The following is a 23,303-nucleotide window of genomic DNA, read 5'->3' as shown; positions in this document are numbered from 1 at the left end:
TTTTTTAGAGATTTAGCAAGGTTCTTGCGAAATATATGCCCGCGAAATCTGCTATATGCCCATCTAATTGTGGATATGACTCATTTGAAAAATTTTATAGACCAACTTTTTTAATATATGGACCAACTTTTAAATTTTATGGACCAACTTTCAAAATATATCGGACAACTTCAAAAATATTTGGGACAACTTCAAAATATATCGGACAACTTCAAAATATATCGGACAACTTTTCGTCTTATGCCCGGCTTTTTACATATATAATCCAACTCGGAGTACTAAACTAGATCCAACCGGCCAAGCCAAATCCAATCCGCCAAACTAAAATCCAACCGCCAAGCCAATTCCAATCCGCAAACTAAAATCCAACCGCCAAGCCAAATCCAAGCCAAATCCAACCCGCCAACTCAAAATCCAACCAAGCCAAAGCCACAACCCCACAAACCCACAACCCATTCAAGAACAGCACAGGCAACCAACCTATTGCCTGTGCTGTCATCATTACAAATTCAAAGGAGGTGCAAGAGTTACATTCCTTACTTCAACTTCACTGCATCGCCATCAATAATGCCTAACTCTACTAATTTCTCGGTAGGAACGACGCCGTCTTTCCAGCCACGAACAGCATAGTACTCTTCAAGCATGATATCCATGCGGCTTACATGTCCGGCACTGTTTCCAGTCGCTGGCTCTTCGGTAAAGCGCTTCGGTAAGAAATCATCCTCGCGATTGTTAAAACCGGCTAAATTGTTGTAGTAGCGCTCAAGATTGTAGATGCGCTCACCAATCTTCATGACATCATCAGCAGTAAGTTCTACACCAGTCATTGTGCCGTATTGCTCTGCATAATGCTCGGCATTTTCAGAGAAAGAGGAGAACTTACAAATATTCATAGAGTCAGAGAATGATAACAAGTCTTGGAATACTTTCAGCAACTCACCTTTTCCATGTGCTTCTAAGCGGTCAGTTGGTTCGGGAATTCCAGCGATTTCACTCGCAACTGTATAGCCGCGCAGGTGACAGGCACCACGGTTACTTGTTGCATAGCCAAGTCCGATCCCTTGGATTCCGCGAGGATCGTAGGCAGGAATTGATTGACCTTTAACGGACATGGACAATTCCGGAGCACCCCATGCTGCAGTCGCATTGGCTGGTCCTTCGGCTAGTACGCCGCCAAAGCCTTCGCGCATCGAAATTTTGCGTGTCAACTCGATCATCGCATCGGCATCGCCCCACTCAAGCTTCTCATCAATAATGCCTTTTTCATAGGCCTCCATTGTTACGGAGAAAGCGTGGCCAAGCTCGATTGTATCAAGGCCATATTCATTACAAAGGTCTATTAATTTTGCAATCGCTTCCGCATCACTTAATAGACAGTTAGCACCGATCGACCATGCTGATTCAAATTCGATACTCTCAACGCGAGTTTTATATTTTCCTTCTTTTACTTCTACCTCAATTTTGCAACCCACAGGGCAAGCGTGGCACGTATTGTTCGCTACCAGCAAATGCTTATTGTAATATTCACCACTGTGTTTTTCGGCTTCATCCCAGTTTGTAAACTGCGAGTTTTTCGTTGGAAGAGCGCCAACCTCGTTAATTAAGTTTGTTAATACGTTTGTTCCGTAGACAGATAAACCACCCTTATTAGGAGCTGTTAATCCACCGTCAAGAATCGCCTTAACCGCTTTCTTGTTTGCTTCTTTATATTCATTGGCAAGCTTCGGCTCAGGCATATTTCCTTTTTGGGCAGCTTTAATAACGATTGCTTTCAACAATTTATAACCGGCAACAGCAGCAGTACCACCACGGCCTGCAGCACGGTCATGTTCATTAATGAATGAGGAGAATAGAACGCGATTTTCCCCAGCTTGGCCAATGGTCATGACACTAAGGTCGTTTTCGCCATATTTTTCTTTAAAAGCGGCAATCGTTCCTCTAGTTCCTAAGCCCCAAACTTCAGAAGCATCGCGAATTTCTGCTTTGCCATCTTCAATATAGAGGTAAACGGGTTTGTCACTTTTACCTTTAAAAATGATATTATCCACACCTGCCCATTTTAAACGAGCTGCTGTCCAGCCACCCATATGAGAATCTGTTACAGTCCCGGTAAGTGGAGATTTCGTCACAACTGCAAGTCGTCCGCTCATCGAAGAGCGTGATCCTGTAACAGGACCAGTCATAATACATAAAATATTTTCTTCGGAAAAAGGCTCTACCTCAGGTCCATTGTCCAAGACATATTTAACGCCCAGACCCCGGCCCCCGATGTATTTTCTGGCATCATCTTCATTGATCTCTCTGTAACTAACTGAGCTGCTGGATAAATCAACTACAACTTCTTTGTTTTTAAAACCGCCAAGATTCATCGTTTTACAACACCTCTTTCAATTCTATTTTAAAAAAATGTACTACCTATATTAAATTAGCCATCGGACAAAAAAATTCCTTTTTTTAAATTTCCGACTTCCGAAATTTTTAGTAAATTTTTTTCGGAACTTAAATTATAATGAAAACTATAAGGGGGATGTCCATGACTGAATTAGACCGTTACTCCAGGCAAATGCTCTTTAAACCGATTGGGAAAGAGGGCCAAGAACAACTAATAAATAGCCGTGCTGTTATCGTCGGAATGGGTGCACTTGGCTCTGTAATTTCAAACCATCTTGTACGGGCCGGTGTCGGTTACGTCCGAATTATTGATCGGGACATTGTCGAACTGTCGAATCTGCAACGACAAATTTTGTATACGGAAGAAGACGCCGCGAACAATCTGCCCAAGGTAGTGGCCGCTGAAAAAAGATTAAAGGGAATCAATTCAACCGTTACCGTTGATCCAATTATTTCCGATTTAAATTTAGAAAATGCTGAGGACCTTCTAACCGGCTTTGATGTGATCATCGATGGGACGGATAATTTTATGACTCGTTACTTGATCAATGATGTGGCGATTAAGCATGGGATCCCATGGGTATACGGCGGAGCCGTCAGTTCGCGCGGAATGTTTGCGACGTTTATCCCGGGGAAAACGCCTTGCTATCGTTGTCTATTTCCGGTTATTCCGGCTGGTCTTGGTGAAACATGTGATACGATTGGCGTTCTGTCGCCGATTACCGATATTATTGGTTCATTTGAAGCGGTGGAAGCATTAAAGATTTTAGTGGGAGCCAAAACGAATCCCAATCTTGACCAACTGGATATATGGTATAACTCGTCTTTGCAAATGGACATATCAGAAGGGCATAACCCGAACTGTCCTGCCTGCGTGAAGCATGAATTTGAATTTTTAGACCGATCCTCTCATCAGCAAATCGCTTATACATCCTTATGCGGCCGTAATACTGTGCAAATTAATCCGCGAAATAATAAACAAGAAATTGATTTTGCCAAAACCGCCGAGCGTTTAAAAAATAGTGGAAAGGTTCAAATAAATCCTTATATGCTCCGCTTTTCCCCAAATGAAGAGATTACGATGGTCTTTTTCAAGGATGGTCGTGTTCTTATTCACGGCTTAAATGACCTTGTTCAAGCAAAAACCTATTACTCAAAGTACATGGGTACTTAAATATACATAGGAAAGGGAATCGACCCGGTGGTCTGATTCCCTTTCTCTTGGTAAAAGGAGATATGATAAAAGGTGATTTAACACCTTAAAGGGGGGCACTAAGTCAGTGTGCTATATACCTTTATAAAACTGATTCTTATATTGACCAGGTGTGAAATAAGCATATTTTTTAAATCCTCGAATGAAATGGGCTTGATCATAATAGCCATAATCGTAAATGAGATCTAATAAGTCCTTATCCTCTTCGAATAGAAGTTTATGTAAGCAGTTTTGAAATTTCACGATTTGGCAAAATTGTTTCGGAGAAAACCCGATATATTCTTCAAATTTTCCTCGTAAATAACGATCGGAATAGCCAATTTTCTTCGCTAATTCACTGATATTTAATAGACCGCTTGAGGCTGAAATACTTTTAATAGCCGAAAAAACAATCTGATAATCATTGTTTTTATTTAATGGAAATCCTGATAAGAACTCATTGAAAACTTCGATTCTATTACTAAAGGAATCTGCCTCGCTTACTTTTTCGATATAACTTTCGTCCATCCCCAACACATCAAGGAGCGGGATTTGCTGGTCGAGCATTTCCTTCATAGGGTACTTTAGCTTGAGTAAACCTTGTTCAGGATAAAACCTTACGCCAAAATAAACACAGTTTTTGTGAAAATTAGGCTGGAGCCGGCGCTGCAAAGGGCTGGTCCATAGAATTGCCCCTGGTTTTTGTGGGTGACAGCGAAACAGAATATCAAAACAGCCGTCAGGTATTAAGGAAAGAGAATGAATCGACTCCTCTGTCGTTTTAAATTGATAGTACACTGCTATATGGTTTCCGAAGGGGGTGCCGATCGGCTTAAACTCCTGATAGGAATCTGTATTTAGTTCAATTTCCGGCTGGGCTGGAAAATATGCTTTTTCTAATAAAGTACTCATTGAAAATCCTCCTGACAAACTGTTGTTACATTTCTAACTAGATTATTCTGAAATTTCACAATTAAATCTACATCCTTGTCAGAAAACCTCACAAAGAAATTTCTGACTAAATGAATATTCAGATAAAAATTCCGTTTTTTACAATCAAATCATGTTAAAAATTATTACATTGTTAACAGATGGCGAAATAAAAAGGAGGAAGGAAAAAATGAATTTGTTAAAAAAGAAGTTAACCAAAATTGGCATTCTATTTTCTTTATTACTTGTTTTGTTACCGATCAATGCCTTTGCCGCTGGAAAAACACCAGCGATCGACACGGGTGATACCACTTGGCTGCTGATTGCGACAGCCGTTGTGTTGTTTATGCATGTTCCCGGCCTGGCACTTTTCTATGGCGGACTTGTCAGTGAAAGAAACGTTATCTCAACGATGATGCACAGCTTTGTCAGCTTATTAGTTATTACAGTTGTCTGGGTGCTATGGGGATATACGCTTGCCTTTGGTACGGACATCGGTGGTTTAATCGGCTCTCTGGACTATCTGGGCTTGAAGGGAATAGGCGTAGAAAATTCTTTAGGCTTTACGATTCCAGACCTTATTTTTGTTATCTTCCAAGGAGCCTTTGCAGCGATTACCGTCGCGATTATTTCGGGGGGGATCGCCGGTCGGATTTCCTTCCCGGCGTGGATATTGTTTGCAGTATTATGGGTAACTTTTGTTTATGCACCGATGGCACACTGGGTTTGGGGCGGCGGCTGGCTGTTCGAAATGGGTGAGCTTGATTTTGCCGGCGGTACTGTCGTTCATATTCTTTCCGGTGTCAGTGCGCTTGTGGCTGCTATCATTATTGGTCCGCGTGATGAAAAGCTGCAAAAAGAACATGCGCCACATAATATCGTGTTTTTCTTAATTGGTGCAGCGACCCTTTGGTTTGGCTGGTACGGCTTTAATGCTGGTAGTGCACTTGGTTCAGGAGGTTTAGCTGCTCTATCTTTTGCAACTACGACCGTTGCCGCGGCCACTGGTGGTTTGGGCTGGTTGCTGATTGAATGGACGATTCGCAAGCGTCCAACATTAGTCGGGGCAGCAACAGGAGCCATCGGCGGATTGGTCGCCATCACTCCAGCAACAGGGTTTGTCACGATTCCATCTGCATTATTGATCGGTCTCATTTCGGCTCCTATCTGTTATTTCGGAATTAACTTTGTTAAAGTTCGATTTAAATATGATGATACGTTAGACGCATTTGGTGTTCATGGAATCGGCGGAATTTGGGGAGCGATTGCGACGGGGATTTTTGCTACAAAAAGTGTCAACCCAGCCGGCAATAACGGTTTGCTTTATGGGAACCCGGAGCAGGTCTTGCACCAATTGGTGGGCGTAGGGACTGCCGTTCTGTTGGCAACAGTAGGAACCTATGTCATCTTAAAAGTAATTAGTTTAGTGACGCCGCTTCGTGTCAGCAAGGAAGAGGAATTAATGGGACTTGATTTAAGCTTCCACGAAGAGGTGGCCTACAATTCTACGACAACCCCACCAGCGATCAATCAATTAAATGCCAAACACGACGCACTATAAAAATGAAGAAAGCAGCCTGACTCACTAAGGGTCGGCTGCTTTCTTTTTTTAGGCTGTGTTAAAGCTCAGTGTTGATTTTTTACACAATGTTGATTGGAGCGGAAGGCGCTTGACTCCTGCGGGAGCAGCGGGACAGGTGAGACCCCACAGGAGCTTTAGCTCCGAGGAGATGGAAAAGAGGAAGCGGCTTGCCCAGGGGCGACTGGCATAAGACGAGCCGGCATGAAGGTCGTTCTTTGACCTTCTTGACGGATTGGCTTATGACCCCGAGCCCCTAGCCGCTGCAGCTAGACAGGCTCAACGCCCGCCCCGCGGAAAGCAAGCGCCTGAAGCGGAAATCAACAGTCACGTTTAAAACAGCCTTTTTTTAAAATAGAGAAGTTTGTCGATGAATTTTTTTTTGTAATTTTAACAAAATCAATTAAAATAGAATACGGACATCTACATAAAAATGATGAAATTAAAGATAAGGAGATAAAAACATGGAAAAAATCTTTATTTTTGGCCATAAAAACCCAGATACAGACTCAATTTGTTCTGCACTTGCTTATGCAGACTTAAAAACAAAATTAGGAGTAGAGGTTGAGCCGATTCGCTTAGGATCCGTAAACGTCGAAACCCAATATGCACTTGATACCTTCGGGGTTGCAGCACCACGTTTAGTTGAGCAAGTTTCTGCTGAAGTGAAAAATGTTATCCTAGTTGACCACAATGAACGTCAACAAAGCGCGAATGATATTGACCAAGTTCGTGTTAAAGAAGTAATCGACCACCACCGCATCGCTAACTTTGAAACAAGCGATCCATTATATTATCGTTGTGAGCCAGTTGGCTGTACAGCAACTATTTTAAATAAAATGTACAAGGAAAATGGCATTGCCATCGAGAAAAACATTGCTGGGTTAATGTTATCAGCAATTATTTCTGATTCACTTTTATTCAAATCCCCAACATGCACACCGGAAGATGTTGCAGCAGCAAAAGAACTAGCGGAGATCGCTGGTGTTGATGCTGATACTTACGGATTAGCGATGTTAAAAGCAGGCGCTGACCTAAGCCAAAAATCAATCGCTGAATTGATTTCTTTAGATGCGAAAGAGTTCCAAATGGGTAATTATAAAGTAGAGGTTGCTCAAGTAAACGCTGTTGATACAAATGACGTAATGAGCCGCCAAGCGGAATTAGAAGATGCTCTTAACGGCGCAATTGCTGAAAAGAATCTTGATTTGTTCTTGTTTGTCGTAACTGATATCTTAACAAATGATTCCGTTGGTGTGGCGCTTGGCCGCGAAGCCGCTGTTGTGGAAGAGGCATTCAATGTAACTTTGTCTAATAACAGTGCCGTTTTAAAAGGTGTTGTATCTCGTAAAAAGCAAATCATTCCACCATTAACAGATGCTTTTGTGAAAAAGAACTAATAATGTGAATTGACCGCCCGTTCGTATGGTTGTGATACGGACGGGTTTTTTGTTTAGAGAGTTTTGGGGGATGGGGGTTCGGGCAAACGGGCATATGTGGGTTAAAACGAGCATAAGTCGGATATGGTGAGCATATCCTGTTAAGTTGTCCCATTTATTTTTGAAGTTGTCCGATAAATTCTTAAAGTTGGTCCATAAAATTTAAAAGTTGGTCTATAAAATTTTTCAAATGAGTCATATCCACAATTAGATGGGCATATAGCAGATTTCGCGGGCATATAAATTTCAAAAATCCTGGTTCCTTTCAAAAAACAAGCTGATTTTGAATCGAAAGTCTCGTTTTCTCAAAAAAATTAGCTTTTTTCGTTCAAAATTAATAGTTTTTTATACAAATCCTAAATTTTTCTATAAAAAACTCATCATTTTTCTTCAAGCCGCGCTTTCCTCCACAGAAATCAGACCAATTTCCACCCATTTTAATTTACCCCCTCCCATTCCCCACCAACTTGACCAACCCCGCAATATCTGTTCAAATTAATGGTAAATACAATTCAATTTGTCAGGAGAGAAGCGAAGAGTGGAGCATAAGTTATATTATCAGGATCCATACATACAGTCTTTTTTAGCTAACCTAACAAAACAGGCACAAGATGAAAACGGGAATTGGTATGTTGTATTAGATCAAACGGCTTTTTACCCGACCGGTGGCGGCCAGCCATTCGATACTGGTACAATCCAGCAAATCAATGTCGTGAATGTTGAAGAAATCGAGGGGGAGATTCGCCATTACCTCGAATCACCACTCCCAAACCAAAACGACAAAATTCAAGGCACTATCGATTGGACAAGGCGGTTCGACCACATGCAGCAGCATGCCGGGCAGCATATTTTATCGGCTGCATTCGAAGAATTATTTGATTTTCAAACGGTAAGCTTCCATCTCGGGTCCGAACTCTTAACGATTGATCTAGATACAGAAGAATTATCTGAGGAACAAGCTTCGAAAGTAGAGGAACGTGCCAATCAAATCATTTTGGAGAACCGTCCGATTCAACCAACATGGGTTTCTCCAGAAGAAGCAGGCCAGTATCCATTAAGAAAACAGCTTTCTGTTTCCGAAGACATTCGCCTTGTCATCATTCCGGATTTTGATTATAACGGCTGTGGCGGCACACATCCCCATTCAACTGGTCAGGTAGGTTCCATCAAAATAGTAGACTGGGAGCGGCAACGAAAGAAAATTCGTGTACAGTTTGTTTGCGGGAACCGAGTCCGAACCCAATTAGCGGAAAAACATAAGGTGCTTAAAAGTTTAAGCCCCCTTTTGAATGCACCGGAGTCTGAAATGGCCGCCGCGGTAAAGAAAATACTTGATTCCCTAAAAGAAACCGATAAAGCGCTGGAAGAAGCGCAGGAGGCTTTGCTTAAGTTCGAGGCGGCGGAACTTTTACAACATAAAACCGTCATCAAAAACAAACAAATTATTGGAGCCGTATTTGAAAATCGATCCATCCAGGAACTTCAAAAATTGGGGAGAATGTTGGTTTCCCAATCGAATGAAATCATTGTAATCCTCGTTTCGCAAACCGACCAGCGCTTGCAGCTTGTTTGCGCCCGAGGGGAAAACGCTGGCGGGAATATGAAACAACTAATCGCAAGTTTACTCCAAGCGATCAATGGAAAGGGCGGCGGAAATGAAACGTTCGCTCAGGGCGGGGGAGAAGCGGTCCTCTCCGGCGAACAATTGCTTAATCGAGCTTTGGAACAAATAGTAGAATAAAAAAATGGTTCAATCGAAAAATCGATTGAACCATTTTTGTTCACTTTCCCAGGCGCTTACGCTTTTCGGTTAATCCCCATTAAACATATTGAACAAACCCTTAGCGATACTGCCTTCGTCTTTAGAACCTCCACCATGTGGTGCGGCTGCAAATACGCGGCTGGCGAGACGGCTAAATGGAAGGGATTGAATCCACACCGTTCCCGGTCCTCTTAACGTAGCGAAGAATAAACCTTCACCACCAAATAATGCGGTCTTAATTCCGCTAACAAATTCGATATCGTAATGAACATTGCTGGTCATTGCCACTAAACAGCCTGTATCCACTTTGAGGGTGTCGCCTGCTGCCAGCTCTTTTTTATGTATCGTACCTCCGGCGTGAACAAAAGCTAAACCGTCTCCTTCAAGCTTTTGCATGATAAAGCCTTCACCGCCAAAGAAACCGACGCCAACTTTTCTTTGAAATTCTATTCCAACGGAAACGCCTTTTGCTGCTGCTAAAAAGGCATCCTTTTGACAAATAATCTTTCCACCAAGCTCACTTAAATCCATCGGAATGATGCTGCCTGGGTATGGTGAAGCAAAAGAAACATGCTTTTTGCCTGTTCCGTTATTTGTGAATGCTGTCATAAACAAGCTTTCACCTGTAATTACACGTTTTCCGGCGCTAAACAGCTTACCCATAAATCCGCTGCCGCTGTCCTTGCCTGAACCATCTCCAAAGATGGTTTCCATTTGAATGTCGCCATCCATCATCATAAAGCTTCCTGCTTCAGCAATGACGGTTTCTTGAGGGTCTAATTCCACTTCGACGAATTGCATGTCATCTCCATAAATCTTGTAATCAATTTCGTGATTATTCATTTCTAACCCCTCCACATGTTTGGATGCTGTTTCAATCTTTACTAGATTATGTATGAGTCTCTGCTCTTATTATATAAGATTTGCATTTAAAATCATAAAAATTATCTGCCAGATTTTTAACGTTTCGATTAGCCTTCATACATTAAAAGGCCACTTTCCAAAAGTGACCTTTCAAGTAAGCTTCCCAGAAATAATTTATACCCTTTTAAACCCTTCTTCTTCTAAGTACTGCTTCGCTTCATTATAGGAAGGGAAAGTTCCATCCAGGTTTAGCCCCGCGTACACGTTCCACATATCATCCTCTTGAATCAAAATGAGGGTGTGTTTTTCGGCGTCAACCCAGCGTTCCTCCACTTCATCACCAATAATTGCTTCCTCGGAAACGCTTCTGGGTGATAGTGATTGAATAGACTGCTCAATGATGGTTCGAAGTTCTTGTTCGGAAAAATCACGGATATTTACGAGACCTTTATCATCGACATGATAATCACTAAGTTTTTCTCCGTAAACAAAGCCGTTCCCGTTAGGATGGAGATGATAGATGACATTTTTTTTATCTGTTACGCTTTCTTCAAATTGAAAATTAACTCGGCCGAGTGATACATTTTTTCTTTGAAGTTCAGGGAATGATTCGATGATCGCTAGTTTTTGTTCAAAAGTTAACATATTGCCTCCAAAAATCTTGTTCTATTGTGCTTTTTTATTATACCACTGCTGTTCATTTGTAGTACTGAAAGTCCTCGGAGGCTCCACCGCTACGATAAATCCTTAAGTTCATATGGTTCAATATGTACGAGTACAAATGTGTTTTTGTGTTCTACAAGCATCTTCTTTTCAATATCTTCGGTAATTTTGTGGCTTTCTACAACGTTTAGATTTGGGTTAACAAGAATGGTTGTGTCGACATATACTTTATTGCCGTGCTCTCTCGCTTTAATATCTTTGACGTCTAAAACGCCTTCTGTCTTTTCCACTGTTTTCCGAATAAGCGCCAATCTTTTTTGATCAAAACCGTCTGTTAATAACGTTGATGCTTCATGGAAAATGGATAGGGCTGTTTTGATAATAATGACCCCAACTATAATGGCAGTAAAACTGTCTAACCACGGCATTCCGAACTTTGCCCCGATAATTCCGATAAAGGCGCCAACGCTGACGAGAGCATCTGATTTACTATCTTGAGCTGCAGCCATTAATGACGAGCTGTTCAGCTTTTTGGCTAAGTTTCGATTATAAAAATAGACGAAAAATAATACAAATGCACCAAAAAGTGCTGTCCACGAAGTCAGCATGTCAGGATTAGAATAATCTGACAGCAAGAATGAACGACCAGCGTTTATAATGATTTGAATCCCTACCAACGTCATAATCATCGCTGCGATTAACGATGAAACCGATTCTGCACGATAATGCCCATAGAGATGATTTTCATCTGCTGGTTTTCTAGAGATTTTTAAACCAATCAATACAGCGACGGAAACAACTACGTCTGTAGAGTTGTTTAAACCATCTGCTCGCAATGCTTCAGAGTTCCCGAGATAGCCTACGGCCAGCTTAAGCACGGACAGCAAAATATAGACAATTATACTGAGCCATGCCCCCTTCTCCGCTTTTTTAATTTCTTCCGATCTTTCCATTTTTGACACCTCAATTTGTCCATTTCAAATTAAGATTAGCAAACGATTGTCGTGTGGGTCTAGAGAAAAAGTATAGGCTTAATGCAGGTAAATTGACCTGGTTACAAAAATTTGCCATAGGCCAAAACTTTTCAGATAAAAACAGCTACCTAAATAAGCGTTTCGGTGTATCATTATGGAAAATAACAATACATATTATTCAAAATAAAATATGAAGGAAAAAGGAGAAAGGTCAATTACTGTTAGCTAAATTTTAGTATCGGCTTATTCTTCATTTTCATTATAAAAATTGAGGGGTTTTTATGAAAATAGAAGCGTATATCGATTTGATAGAGAAAGACCTGCTTCCCAATATCGTTTTAAAAACAGAAAATTTATTTGATCCGATTGAGGTAATGAATCGTTCTCGATCATGGAAAACGATCGGGAATGGGAATTACGCCGCTGTATTTTTTCATGAAGAAAAACCGGATTGGGTGGTAAAGGTTTATGGGAGAAGCCAGCACGAGTTGAAAAAGGAAATAGAGGTATACAAGAAACTAGGGGAGCATCGTGCATTCTCGACTCTTTATGCCTATGGTGAGAATTATTTAGTATTAAAAAGAATAGAAGGAGTCACTTTGTTCAATGCCGTTATAAAAGGGATACCAATTCCTGCTTCGGTAATCGAGGATATTGACCAGGCTTTAAAATATGCGATTTCTAAAGGATTAAATCCTTTTGATGTACATGGGAAAAATATCGTGATGAACGGGAAAAAAGGGTATGTGGTTGATATTTCTGATTTTTATAAGGAAGGATATTGCAGTAAGTGGCATGATCTGAAACGGGCCTACAAGAAAATCTATAAACCGTTTATTTATCAATTGCATCCGCCCATTCCGCTGTGTATTATGGATGGGGTTCGGAAAGGGTATCGATACTATAAAAAGCTCAAAGTATTAATTGCTAAAAAGTCATTGAAAATGAAAATTGATAAATATCATTGATTAAATTATTTCGGTATAATCTTATTGTACTTATACTTGGATATCGTTCTTCCAGAAAAGGAGCCCGTGGAATGAAGAAATCAATTATTTTTTCAATCGTACTTATTGTCGTTATTGCCGGATTATTTGTGGTAAAGCAAAATACGTTTTTACTTGATAACAAGGATAAAGCGATTGTGGTAAACAAAAGCTATAGTGAAAAAGATGACTTTTCAGATAAAAGAAAGATCAGTGGTGCGAGCGAAAATATTTTTATCGGTGAAGTGGTGGAAGAGGTCGGTAAAGAGAATTTCAAAGGAAAACCAAGCACTCAATTTTCTGTGCGAATAACCCAAAACATCAAAGGTGGATTTCTTGATGATATTGTCGTGAATCAGCAGGCAGGGTACTATAAAGAAGGTGGAAAGCTTTATTTGTCCCAATATGAGGGGGATGAACTTTTAAAGCCGGGGAAAATGTATTTGTTTGCAACATCGCCCGACCGGGAAAATGGTTGGCAGCAAATCATTCCGAAATTTGGGAATACACCAATCAGTAATGAACAACAAAAATTTAAACTTATCGATGAATTTAAGCAAGCCATTGCCAATGAAGAAAAGCCAAGCGCATAGGCTGGCGGAGCTTTGATGAGACCTTAAATTTTTAAAGGAGGAGCTATATTTGATCAAGTTTGGAGTGGTCGGAACCAACTGGATAACCGAAGCGTTTATCCAAGCAGCAAAGGAAAATCCTGATTTTTCATTAACAGCAGTCTATTCTCGTACTGAAGACCGTGCAAGAGAATTTGCAGAGAAGTATGGTGCCACTTCCGTCTTTACAGATGTTAAGGAAATGGCGTTGAGTCAAGAAATCGATGCAGTGTATATTGCCAGCCCGACTTCTTTTCATGCCCGTCAAGCCATCACATTTTTAGAGCAGGGAAAGCATGTACTTTGTGAAAAACCGATTGCTTCAAATAAACAAGAGTTGCAGGCGATGATTTTAGCTGCAAAGCAACACAATGTGTTATTAATGGAGGCGCTGAAATCGACGTTAGTGCCTAATTTTCAAGTGATTAGCGAGAATTTACATAAGATCAGTAAGGTAAGAAGCTATTTTGCTAGTTATTGTCAGTATTCTTCCCGTTATGATGCGTATAAGGATGGGAATGTTTTGAATGCTTTTAAACCGGAATTTTCGAATGGGGCGATCATGGATATCGGCATTTACTGTATATATCCATTAGTTGTTTTGTTTGGTGCACCTGAAAGCATCCAAGCCACAGGGATTCGGCTTGAATCTGGTGTGGATGGGAAAGGAAGCATTATCATGAAATATAAAGATATGGATGCTGTGGTGATGTTCTCAAAAATTAGTCATTCATCCCTTCCAGCTGAAATTCAAGGCGAGGATGGAAATATCATCATTCAAAACATCAATCCTCCTGAAAAGGTTGAAATTCATTATCGAAATGGTGATATCGAGGAGCTTACACAGTCACAAGAGTATCCACCGATGTTCTACGAAGCAAAAGAATTTATCGAGCTAATAAAAGCCTCTCAAGTGGAGTCGACAACTAACTCATTAGCAAATTCTTTACTGGTGATGGAGATCCTCGACGAAGCACGAAAGCAAATGGGAATTGAGTTTCCTGCTGACCGGAACCCTATTGTTACTTTATAAAAATATACCAAAGAAGGCTGTCGAAACAATCGACAGCCTTCTTGTATGTTTGATATTAAATTTCTACTTTTATTTTCGCCATTTCGCGTGCGGCTTCTGCAGCTTTTTCTTTGGCAGCTGCCATAATTTCAGGAATTTGTTTCGGGAAGTGGTCCATGCCTTCTGCATAAACAGTTTCCATCATATTCATTCCTAAAAAGCCAAGAGCTGCCTTTAAGTAACGGTCTCCAGATTCAAGCTCTGCCATACGTCCAGTTGAATAAATGCCGCCACGAGTTTGAATGTGAAGCGCTGTTTTGTCTGTTAGAAGTCCTATTGCGCCTCCAGGAGCATATTTGAAGGTTTTTCCAGAGACAAATAAGTTATCCATAAATGCTTTTAGAACTGCAGGAGCACCAAGGTTCCAGATTGGCGTTACAAACACATAATAATCAAATGTGATAAATTCATCTGCCAATGCGTGCATTCTTGTAATTTGTGAACGTTCTCTCTCAGTTAAGTCCTCAAGCTTATAACCCATAAAGGAAAGCTTTGCTCTAGCATATAATAAATCTTCGTCCATTTCTGGCATATCTAAAGTGAATAAATCCCAATTCACGATTTCTACATCGGGACGCTCTTGTTTAAATGTTTCAAGAAATACTTCGCCAATTTGACGTCCTTTAGAGCGTTCAATATCTTTTTTCGGATTTACGGTAATATAAAGTAATTTCGGCATAAGCAACCCATCCTTATTAAAAATATATAATGCTATTACTTATCATATAAAAAAAGAATATGTGCAATAGTGTACAAGTAGTGAAGTTCATGAAAATTATGTGACTTACTAGATGAATTTATGTAAAATTTAAAATTCATAAATATGCTAAAATTAGTCCGGTCGATAAGATTATGAACATTTATAATGAAACTAGAAAAAAAGAGGAAATAGAGGTAGGTGAGTGATGTTGAAGCCCGCGTTAACTGAAGGGAAATTTTTAGTTTATACCCTTTTTTCAGTCATGCTATTGGTAACAATTCATTTTTTTCACCCACAGCTATGTGCAATTTATAATCCAAAAAATTTCTTGAGTTTCCACATTATCTTAGAGTTTTTTGCGATTGCCATTTCTTTTTCTATTTTCTTATATGGGTGGAAAAAACATAAGCAGACAAGGTCTGGAAAGCTTCTGTTGCTTTCACTTCTTTTTTTTATCATTGGAATGACTGATTTATTGCACACGGTCACATTTAAAGGAATGCCGATTTTTATAACAGAAAGCTCTGTGGCCAAAGCAACGTGGTTCTGGGTAATTGCCAGAACATTTGAAGCGGTATCGATGTTGCTTATATTATTTCTTCCAGAGCGAAAATTAATCCATGACCCGTGGAAAATATTATTTCTACTAAGTATTTCGCTTGTCCTGTTCATCGGGTTTATTGTTTTTTATTTCGAAAATAGTTTACCTTTACTCGTTATTGAGGGAGAGGGAACAACTCTTTTAAAGAATATAATTGAGTACTTCGTCTGTTTTCTGCGAATTGCATCCATTGTTGTCGCTCTTTTGTTTTATAATGAAAAGAAAAATCAGGATTTCTTATATTTAGCGCTTGCCTTTACCATTTTATTTTTATCTGAACTGATCTTTACGATTTATCAAAGTATTTATGATATCGATAATTTTTCTGGTCACTTGTTTAAAGCGGTGGGCTATTTCTTTATCTTAAAGGGATTTTATTATTCGATCGAGAAGGAAACGTTGTCGGGGAACTATTACTGGAAAAATACATTTCAATTAAATGATCTAGTGCGTGAATTTCAAGGGATTTTCTTTACTTTTAAAAAATCAGGCGAAATGTTTGTTCATCTTACCTGCGATGGGGAGCTATTATATGAATTAGGTTTGGATCCTGGAAAAGTAGCAGGGAAAACGATTTTTGAGATTTTCCCCTCAAGGGCTTCGATGATTGAGGAGCACTATCGTCAATGTTGGGATACCGGAACTAATGTTTCTTTTCATTTTCCATTTAACGAAAAACAATTATTTATGTCTTTAAAGCCGTTATATCGGGATCATGAGTTGGTCGAAGTATTAGGGACCGTGATTGATGTATCTAATATTGACGAATCACATCATAAGCTTCATCGATATGCGTTGTCTTAAATATTAAAACTGCCAGCATCGGTATGTGCTGGCAGTTTATTTTTTAATCTGATTTATCATTTTGGCTTTTGTTCCGCTTGTTGCCTTTGCTATTATCTCCACTTACGATTTCTTTGGCGAATTCTTCGTTCCCTCGTCTTGGTGAGTTTTGATTCATGCTTCCTTTATTATATTTTTTTGTCATCTTGTTTGCTCCTTCAAGTTGTAATTCAAGGATAGTATGCCAAACCGAAAAGCACATTATGTAATGGAAGTAACGAAACAAACGAGTATAGACTCAACAAAAAAGTCAGACCAAATAGAGTATGGTCTGACCTTTTAATATGCCTGTTGTTGGACTAATGGCAATGTCCACTCATTTAAAAATCCTGCGGTTTTTTCATTCGGATAGGAGGTAACCTCCTCTGGTGTTCCGATTTGTTCTATTTTTCCATTAATCATAATCATGAGCTTCGAGGTTAAATATTTAATTTCAAGCATATCGTGGCTGACAAACACGGACGTTGTTTTCGTTGACTGCAAAATCGATTTTAAATCCTTTAATAGTTTGATTTTTGTCGGAAAATCGAGCGCTGAGAATGGCTCGTCCAAAAACAGTACCTCAGGCTCCAACACAAAAGCCCTCGCCAGATTGACCCGTTGTGCTTCTCCTCCTGATAAAGTGGAAGCATGCTTGTTAGCTAGATGGGATATATGAAACTTTTCAAGCCAATAATGAACCTTTTCATCGATTACCTTTTTACTTTGCTTTCGCAGCTTTAGTCCAACGGCGACGTTTTGATAAACGGTCGTATTAAGGAGTAACGACTGTTGCAGAGCAATGGCAAATCTTCGCCGCTGTTCAAGGGAAAAGGTCTTAACAGAGACTTCAGCACCATGGTAATAAATGGATCCCCCAGTAGGATGGTCTAACAATGCCATGATTTTAAGCAGCGTGCTTTTTCCTGCTCCATTCGGTCCCATGATTCCAAGTACGTCTCCGCAATGAAGGCTAAGCTCAGGGATTGAAACAATCATCTGACTGCCTCTAATATAGTTGATATTTTGTAAATGAAGTAAAGGCTTCATGAAAATTCCTTCCTCTGCTGTAAGAAAGTTAAACAAAACGTAATCAAGAATGCCAGTGTCATTAAGATAAACGAGAGAGCAAGCGCAACATCAAAGTTTCCTTTTGAAACTTCCATTACGATCGAAGTGGTTAAGATTCTAGTTTCTCCCTGCAAATTGCCTCCAACCATCATGGCAGCTCCTACTTCAGCTAAGATTCTGCCAAGCCCCGCCATGATGGCTGCGAATATAGCAATTTTTGTTTCTTTTAATAAAAGCCAAACCGTTTGAACTTTTGTTGCACCCAATGCCTTTATTTGCATCAACAGCTTTGGGTTGATTTGTTGAAAGGCGGTACAGGTTAACCCGATAATAATCGGCAGCGAAACGAGAATTTGCGCCAATACAATAGCGGTCGGCGAGTAAAGTAAACCCCAATCACCAAGCGGTCCTGAACGCCACAAGAAAATAGTAATCCAAAGCCCTGCTACAACCGGGGGGAGCCCCATTCCGATATTAATCAGCACTAAAAGGAGCTTTTTTCCGGGAAAGTGGGTAAGCCCCAAAAGAACCCCGGTTGGAATCCCAATCAACATACTAACTAGGATGGCTGTTAAAGACACCCTTAATGTTAACAAGGTGATAGCAAAAATTTCGCTATCACCTGTTAAAATCATATCAAATGCTTTTTTTAAACCTTCAAATAATAGGTCCATAAAATCGCCTGCATCCTTTGTGGATAATTATTCTGTATAAGAGAAGAATAAAGGTTCCCCGTATTCCTTCACGCCAAACTCAGAAATCATTTTTTGTGTTTTTTCACTTACCATAAAGTCAACAAATGCTTCGGCGCTTTCGCTGTTCAATTTGTCATGCTTTTCAGGGTTCACCTGCATAACGTGGTAAATATTTTTTAGATCCGGATCGCCTTCAACTAATATTGTAACATCTTTAAGATTCTTTTGTTGAGCTAAAAAAGTTGCTCGATCTGTTAAAACATAACCTTGTTTTTCTGCACCAATTTGCAACGTAGGTCCCATTCCTTGGCCAGCGGATAAATAGGAAGAGAGAGAAGCAGGGTCAAGATTGACCGATTTCCAAATTTCAAGTTCTTTTTTGTGTGTACCTGAATCATCGCCTCTGGAAACGAAGGTTGCTTTAGCTTCAAACATTTTTGTAAAAGCTTGTTTTGTTTCAAGACCTTTAATTCCAGCAGGGTCGTTCTTTGGTCCGACGATAATAAAATCATTGTACATAACGCGTTTGCGGTTAATGGCGTCACCGCTTGCTACCACAGCCTCTTCCGACTTTGGAGCGTGAACGAGTAAAGCATCCGCTTCACCTTTCGTTCCCATTTCTAACGCTTGTCCAGTTCCAACCGCAATTGTTTTTACCTTCACATTTGCTTGCTTCTCGAATTCAGGTATCAATACTTCAAGCAAACCACTATCCTGTGTACTAGTTGTTGTTGCTAAGATCATATCTTTAGGTGCTTCAGCTTTTTGCTCGGTCTTTTTTTCGTCATTTTTAGGCTCTGTTTTTGCATCTTGTTGTGAACATCCAAAAAGAAGTAAGAAGAGTAATAATACCATGCTTGATAATTTAAGTGTTTTCCATTTCATGTGATGAAATCCTCCAGTTAAATTTTGTTGTATATGATGGTGCCTAACTCCCTAAAATCATAGCCTTCCATGTCCGCAGCACTTTCTAAAAACTCAGCAGACTGGATAAGGGTAATCAATGCCTCAAGGGCTTCCTTGTTTTGATCGGTCCAACGGAAAACAAGATCAAATTGTTCGTTGGTTACCGGGATAAAATCTAAATCTAGTTGACTGGCTGCAGATCGAATTCCAAACGCAACGTCACCAGTCCCACGGCTAACAGCTAAAGCGGTTGACAGATGATTCCACTCCTCCGTGTCATAGCCGGAAATTTCTGATGGGTCGATCCCATGCTTTGCTATGTAAGAATCAAAAATAAATCTGGTCCCAGAACCTTTTTGACGATTAATAAATGATATTTCCTTCCGCTTAAGGTCTTCAAAATCGTAAAACTTTTTTGGATTGCCCTTCTTAACAATAAATCCCTGCTCTCTGGCAGCTAATCTTAAAACTGTAATCCGTTCATGAACAAAAAGCTGATTGATAAAAGGAATATTGTACGTTTGTGATGCAGGATCCAATAAATGAATCGCAGCTACATCAGAATTACCATGATACAGTGTCATTAAGCCCTCTAGACTACCAATGAACGAGGGCTGAATGGAAACGGAATGCAATGTTTTTCGAGCAAATTTAAGAAGGTGTTCAATCACGAAATCATGACTGCCGGTAATATTTACTGTGTATTGCCGAACAGGATTTTCAGGGGGTACGGTTTTATCCACCTTTGGTGTTGCAGTCATATTTTCTTTAAAGCGATCCACTTCTGACTGCTCAATCCTCATTTTATTTCCAACTTTAAAAGCCCGCAATTCACCTCGCTTTATTAGCTCGTAGACAGTATGCTTTGAAATTTTAAAGATACTGGCAATTTCATCTGGAGTGTATGTTTGTTCATTCATTTAAATCCTCCTTGATCATCCTCTGTTAATAGTATAAATGAAGTTTTTAGTAGAATCTATTAGTTTTGTTAAGAATCGTTAAGTTTTGTTAAGTATTGTGTAGTATTGTTTGTTTTTTAAAAATAAAAAGAAGAACCTAGATAAAAAATACTGAAACGAAATGATAGAAAAATCGTCAAATAATATGAATGGGGAATATTTTCCGAGTTGTGATTTTGCATCAATAAAAATATAATGAAAGAATGTATGTAGAAATTGTTTTATTAAGAGTAGGGGAATGAACATGGGTTCCAATCAAAAAATGTCACCTAAACTTGATTACGGTTTAGTATTGATTTTATTTTTATTATTTTTATCTAGCTGTTTGGCAATATACAGTGCGCAAGGACAATATGCAGGAAATTTTTTAATTAAGCAAATTTTCTGGTATGCCGTTGGGGCAGGAATCATTGCAGGGGTTCTTACACTTGATTCGGACCAATTAAAAAAGATAACCTGGTATGCTTATGGATTTGGACTAGCAATGCTAAGCTTCCTTATAGTGGCTCCAGCGAGTATAGCTCCACGAATAAACGGGTCAAAAAACTGGTTTAAATTGCCGATGGGGTTAGGAACCATCCAGCCATCGGAATTCGTTAAGGTTTTTCTAATTTTGGCATTGGCTAAGGTGATTATTGATCACCATCAAAAAAATCCATTCAAAACCGTGCAAACCGATTTTTGGCTGCTTGTAAAAATTGGACTTGTTACAATGGGACCATTATCCCTTGTTATAAAAGAAGATCTTGGAACATCATTGGTTTTCATCGCGATTATGCTGGGGCTAGTGTTTATTTCCGGAATTACCTGGAAGCTGTTATTACCGATTTTTGGGACGGGTGCCACGCTCGTTGCCGGTATTTTTTATTTAGTGGTGTCCAGGCCTGATATCCTTCAAAATGTGTTGGGTGTGGATCAGTACCAATTATATAGAATTTATTCGTGGCTTGATCCTTATAATTATCAAGAGTCGAGCGGATATCAATTAACTCAATCCTTGTTGGCTATTGGTTCTGGTCAGACGGTAGGGAAAGGTTACGGGAAAGGGGAAGTTTATTTGCCTGAAGGGCAGACGGACTTCATCTTCGGTATAGTCGGCGAACAATTTGGTTTTGTAGGTGCCAGTATTTTAATCAGCTTGTTCTTTCTATTGATTTATCATATTACGAAGGTCGGTATGGAAACGAAAAATGATTTTTATACGTATATTTGCGTAGGGGTTATTAGTATGATTACCTTCCACGTTTTTCAAAATATCGGCATGACGATTGGCTTATTGCCGATAACAGGAATTCCGCTTCCGTTTGTCAGTTACGGGGGAAGCTCGTTAATGGGGAATATGCTTGCCGTCGGTTTGATCTTTTCAATCCGCTACCATTACAAAAAATATATGTTTTCTACTAGTGATTAGCGGGATCGTTGAAATTTTGTGGTTTCATTTGCCTTTGAAAATTGGTGGCGGACATGTGTTCCGTTATTTTCACCAAAAGTGTTGATTTGATAGGCTAAGCGGACAACAGATTCGTTATTTGATACTAAATTGGCATTATTCGGTGGTTTTTATCAAAATAAGGGATCCTGTGTCCGCTTAAGTCTTGAAAGAGGGTTATTTTATCAAAATAAGGGCCTCTATGTCCGCCTAAGTAACCGTTCTGTCTATTAAAATAAAGGCTGGGTTAAATTTGGCTGTTGATTTCCACTCCAGGTGCTCCCTTTCCGCGGGGGAGTCCGGGAGCCTCCTCGGCGCCATAGCGCCTGTGGGGTCTCCCGTGACACCTACTCCCGCTGGAGTCTCGCACCTTCCGCTCCAATCAACAGAGTGCCCAAAATCAACATTACTCTTTAACACAGACAAAAAATAAAAGAGCTGACCATGTCATATTGGTCAGCTCTTCGTATATTAATAAGTAATTGGGAGGGGGAACATTACTTATTTAATAAAGATTTTTTCAATGTCATCTAACATAAGATTGGCTGCGATGACGCCGCCTGCAGTATTCCAAGTTGTATCATCCACTTTATGAACATTTCCTTGTTTCGAAACTTCAAGATTTTTAAACAAAGGATCTTCAGTCCATTCCTTCTCTAACTGAGTTGCTCCGCCATCTCCGGTATCATAGGTGAAGTAGAAAAGAATATCACCATCCATGGCCGGCATGCGCTCCTTCGTCACATTACGTTCTGCAAAATCATTGACATTTTGACTTTCTGGTCGTGCGAAACCAAGTTGATCCAAGATCACTCCGGAGAAAGTATCCTTATGATAGATTCTCACATCACCCGTCATAAAGCGAACCATGGAAACCTTCATGCTTAGTTTATCGCCAAGCTCACCCTTTAAATCAGCAATTCTCTCTTCATATTGCTTTAGAACTTCTTGACCTTTTTCTTGTCTATTCAACGCTTTCGCATATAGCTTAAAGTTCTCCTGCCAATCACCGCGTAATGTTTCTGCGAACACTGTAGGGGCAATCGCTGTTAATTGCTCGTAAATGTTTTCCTGACGCATTTTGTTTCCAATGATGAGATCAGGCTTTAATGCAGCAATGGCTTCAACATTAACTTGTGATTCAACTCCAACTACTTGAACATCCTTCATATCCTTGGCAATATGGTCGTACCAAGGATCACCAGTCCAAGATTGAACGGCACCTACTGGTGTAACACCCATTGACAGCAATGCTTCAGTTCCTTCGTTTGTTAAAATAACGACGCGTTCGGGTGTCTTGTCTAATGTTGTTTCTCCCATCGCGTGCTGTACCGTGTAGCTCGTATCTTCTGTCTTAACATCCTTTTCTTTCGTTTGGGCTGGTTTTTCAGCTTCATTGCTGCCACAAGCCGCCAGCAAGAAAACAGAAGTCATGAAAAGAAGAGTAAGTAATAACTTAAGATTTTTCATATGTATGTAGCCTCCACCTTGTTGTTAATGATAATCATTTTCAATTACAACTTAATCATAAAATCAAACTAATCAGTCTGTCAAGCACTAATTGAAAATGATTTTCAATTGAACCTGGAAAAATGAGTACAGATAGAAGGTGTATAGTTGAAAATGATTCTCAAACTAATTGACAATGATTCTCAAC

General features: G+C 39.8%; 21 protein-coding genes. 9 read left to right on the top strand and 12 right to left on the bottom strand.

Features of this window, described 5'->3' with window-relative positions; genetic code table 11:
• Positions 1-536: 536 nt before the first annotated feature.
• On the bottom strand, positions 537-2,369 hold the full coding sequence (locus ACI48O_RS06320; protein WP_435560893.1) for an aldehyde ferredoxin oxidoreductase family protein: 1,833 nt from the start codon (positions 2,367-2,369) through the stop codon (positions 537-539).
• A gap of 164 nt (positions 2,370-2,533) precedes the next feature.
• On the opposite strand from ACI48O_RS06320, the gene ACI48O_RS06315 reads away from it, so the two are divergent.
• Positions 2,534-3,565, top strand: a complete 1,032-nt coding sequence (locus ACI48O_RS06315; RefSeq protein WP_435560892.1) for a ThiF family adenylyltransferase — start codon at positions 2,534-2,536, stop codon at positions 3,563-3,565.
• 111 nt (positions 3,566-3,676) lie between these two features.
• On the opposite strand, the gene ACI48O_RS06310 is transcribed toward ACI48O_RS06315, so the two are convergent.
• On the bottom strand, positions 3,677-4,495 hold the full coding sequence (locus ACI48O_RS06310) for a helix-turn-helix domain-containing protein (RefSeq protein WP_435560891.1): 819 nt from the start codon (positions 4,493-4,495) through the stop codon (positions 3,677-3,679).
• Positions 4,496-4,703: 208 nt separating this feature from the next.
• Between ACI48O_RS06310 and ACI48O_RS06305 the strand changes: the two genes are divergently transcribed.
• The 3 genes from ACI48O_RS06305 to ACI48O_RS06295 all read left to right on the top strand — a co-directional run bounded on the left by ACI48O_RS06305 (position 4,704) and on the right by ACI48O_RS06295 (position 9,272).
• Entirely contained in the window at positions 4,704-6,074 is a 1,371-nt protein-coding gene (locus ACI48O_RS06305; protein WP_435560890.1) for an ammonium transporter, read from the top strand.
• Positions 6,075-6,556: 482 nt separating this feature from the next.
• Positions 6,557-7,492: a manganese-dependent inorganic pyrophosphatase gene (locus tag ACI48O_RS06300; RefSeq protein ID WP_435560889.1), complete on the top strand. Its 936-nt coding sequence runs from the start codon at positions 6,557-6,559 to the stop codon at positions 7,490-7,492.
• A gap of 577 nt (positions 7,493-8,069) precedes the next feature.
• The gene (locus ACI48O_RS06295; protein WP_435560888.1) at positions 8,070-9,272 is read left to right on the top strand and encodes an alanyl-tRNA editing protein; all 1,203 of its coding nucleotides are present in this window, start codon (positions 8,070-8,072) and stop codon (positions 9,270-9,272) included.
• Positions 9,273-9,341: 69 nt separating this feature from the next.
• On the opposite strand, the gene ACI48O_RS06290 is transcribed toward ACI48O_RS06295, so the two are convergent.
• The 3 genes from ACI48O_RS06290 to ACI48O_RS06280 all read right to left on the bottom strand — a co-directional run bounded on the left by ACI48O_RS06290 (position 9,342) and on the right by ACI48O_RS06280 (position 11,773).
• Positions 9,342-10,136, bottom strand: coding sequence for a TIGR00266 family protein (locus ACI48O_RS06290; RefSeq protein ID WP_435560887.1), 795 nt, complete (start codon positions 10,134-10,136; stop codon positions 9,342-9,344).
• A gap of 195 nt (positions 10,137-10,331) precedes the next feature.
• Positions 10,332-10,802 (bottom strand): hypothetical protein, encoded by a 471-nt coding sequence (locus ACI48O_RS06285; protein ID WP_435560886.1) that lies wholly within the window; start codon positions 10,800-10,802, stop codon positions 10,332-10,334.
• Positions 10,803-10,891: 89 nt separating this feature from the next.
• A complete protein-coding gene (locus ACI48O_RS06280; protein WP_435560885.1) occupies positions 10,892-11,773 on the bottom strand; it encodes a cation diffusion facilitator family transporter in 882 nt (293 codons plus the stop codon).
• A 302-nt stretch (positions 11,774-12,075) separates the two neighbouring features.
• On the opposite strand from ACI48O_RS06280, the gene ACI48O_RS06275 reads away from it, so the two are divergent.
• The 3 genes from ACI48O_RS06275 to ACI48O_RS06265 all read left to right on the top strand — a co-directional run bounded on the left by ACI48O_RS06275 (position 12,076) and on the right by ACI48O_RS06265 (position 14,424).
• Positions 12,076-12,762: a serine/threonine protein kinase gene (locus ACI48O_RS06275; RefSeq protein ID WP_435560884.1), complete on the top strand. Its 687-nt coding sequence runs from the start codon at positions 12,076-12,078 to the stop codon at positions 12,760-12,762.
• Between the two features lie 71 nt (positions 12,763-12,833).
• Complete coding sequence (locus ACI48O_RS06270) at positions 12,834-13,373, top strand: hypothetical protein (protein ID WP_435560883.1); 540 nt, start codon at positions 12,834-12,836, stop codon at positions 13,371-13,373.
• 49 nt (positions 13,374-13,422) lie between these two features.
• A complete protein-coding gene (locus ACI48O_RS06265) occupies positions 13,423-14,424 on the top strand; it encodes a Gfo/Idh/MocA family protein (protein ID WP_435560882.1) in 1,002 nt (333 codons plus the stop codon).
• A 55-nt stretch (positions 14,425-14,479) separates the two neighbouring features.
• On the opposite strand, the gene ACI48O_RS06260 is transcribed toward ACI48O_RS06265, so the two are convergent.
• Positions 14,480-15,142 (bottom strand): FMN-dependent NADH-azoreductase, encoded by a 663-nt coding sequence (locus ACI48O_RS06260; RefSeq protein ID WP_435560881.1) that lies wholly within the window; start codon positions 15,140-15,142, stop codon positions 14,480-14,482.
• Positions 15,143-15,368: 226 nt separating this feature from the next.
• On the opposite strand from ACI48O_RS06260, the gene ACI48O_RS06255 reads away from it, so the two are divergent.
• Positions 15,369-16,568, top strand: a complete 1,200-nt coding sequence (locus ACI48O_RS06255; RefSeq protein ID WP_435561039.1) for an MASE3 domain-containing protein — start codon at positions 15,369-15,371, stop codon at positions 16,566-16,568.
• Between the two features lie 43 nt (positions 16,569-16,611).
• Here ACI48O_RS06255 and ACI48O_RS06250 read toward each other — a convergent pair whose 3' ends face one another.
• From ACI48O_RS06250 to ACI48O_RS06230, 5 genes are all read right to left on the bottom strand, one after another.
• Complete coding sequence (locus ACI48O_RS06250; protein ID WP_435560880.1) at positions 16,612-16,752, bottom strand: hypothetical protein; 141 nt, start codon at positions 16,750-16,752, stop codon at positions 16,612-16,614.
• A 134-nt stretch (positions 16,753-16,886) separates the two neighbouring features.
• A complete protein-coding gene (locus ACI48O_RS06245; RefSeq protein ID WP_435560879.1) occupies positions 16,887-17,636 on the bottom strand; it encodes an ABC transporter ATP-binding protein in 750 nt (249 codons plus the stop codon).
• Positions 17,633-18,331, bottom strand: a complete 699-nt coding sequence (locus ACI48O_RS06240) for an ABC transporter permease (protein WP_435560878.1) — start codon at positions 18,329-18,331, stop codon at positions 17,633-17,635. Before ACI48O_RS06240 ends, ACI48O_RS06245 begins: the two co-directional genes overlap by 4 nt.
• Positions 18,332-18,358: 27 nt before the next feature.
• Positions 18,359-19,237 carry an ABC transporter substrate-binding protein gene (locus ACI48O_RS06235; RefSeq protein ID WP_435560877.1) on the bottom strand — a complete coding sequence of 293 codons (879 nt, stop codon included), beginning with the start codon at positions 19,235-19,237 and terminating at the stop codon, positions 18,359-18,361.
• 17 nt (positions 19,238-19,254) lie between these two features.
• Complete coding sequence (locus tag ACI48O_RS06230; RefSeq protein WP_435560876.1) at positions 19,255-20,178, bottom strand: substrate-binding domain-containing protein; 924 nt, start codon at positions 20,176-20,178, stop codon at positions 19,255-19,257.
• A 283-nt stretch (positions 20,179-20,461) separates the two neighbouring features.
• On the opposite strand from ACI48O_RS06230, the gene ACI48O_RS06225 reads away from it, so the two are divergent.
• Positions 20,462-21,628, top strand: coding sequence for an FtsW/RodA/SpoVE family cell cycle protein (locus ACI48O_RS06225; RefSeq protein ID WP_435560875.1), 1,167 nt, complete (start codon positions 20,462-20,464; stop codon positions 21,626-21,628).
• Positions 21,629-22,147: 519 nt separating this feature from the next.
• Here the strand turns inward: ACI48O_RS06225 and ACI48O_RS06220 are convergent.
• Positions 22,148-23,116, bottom strand: coding sequence for an ABC transporter substrate-binding protein (locus tag ACI48O_RS06220; RefSeq protein ID WP_435560874.1), 969 nt, complete (start codon positions 23,114-23,116; stop codon positions 22,148-22,150).
• Between the last annotated feature and the right edge of the window lie 187 nt (positions 23,117-23,303).

It is taken from the genome of Neobacillus terrisolis (assembly GCF_051233475.1).
In the GTDB taxonomy this organism is placed as follows: Bacteria; Bacillota; Bacilli; order Bacillales; family Cytobacillaceae; genus Bacillus_BU.
This window is presented reverse-complemented; position numbering and strand designations above follow the sequence as displayed.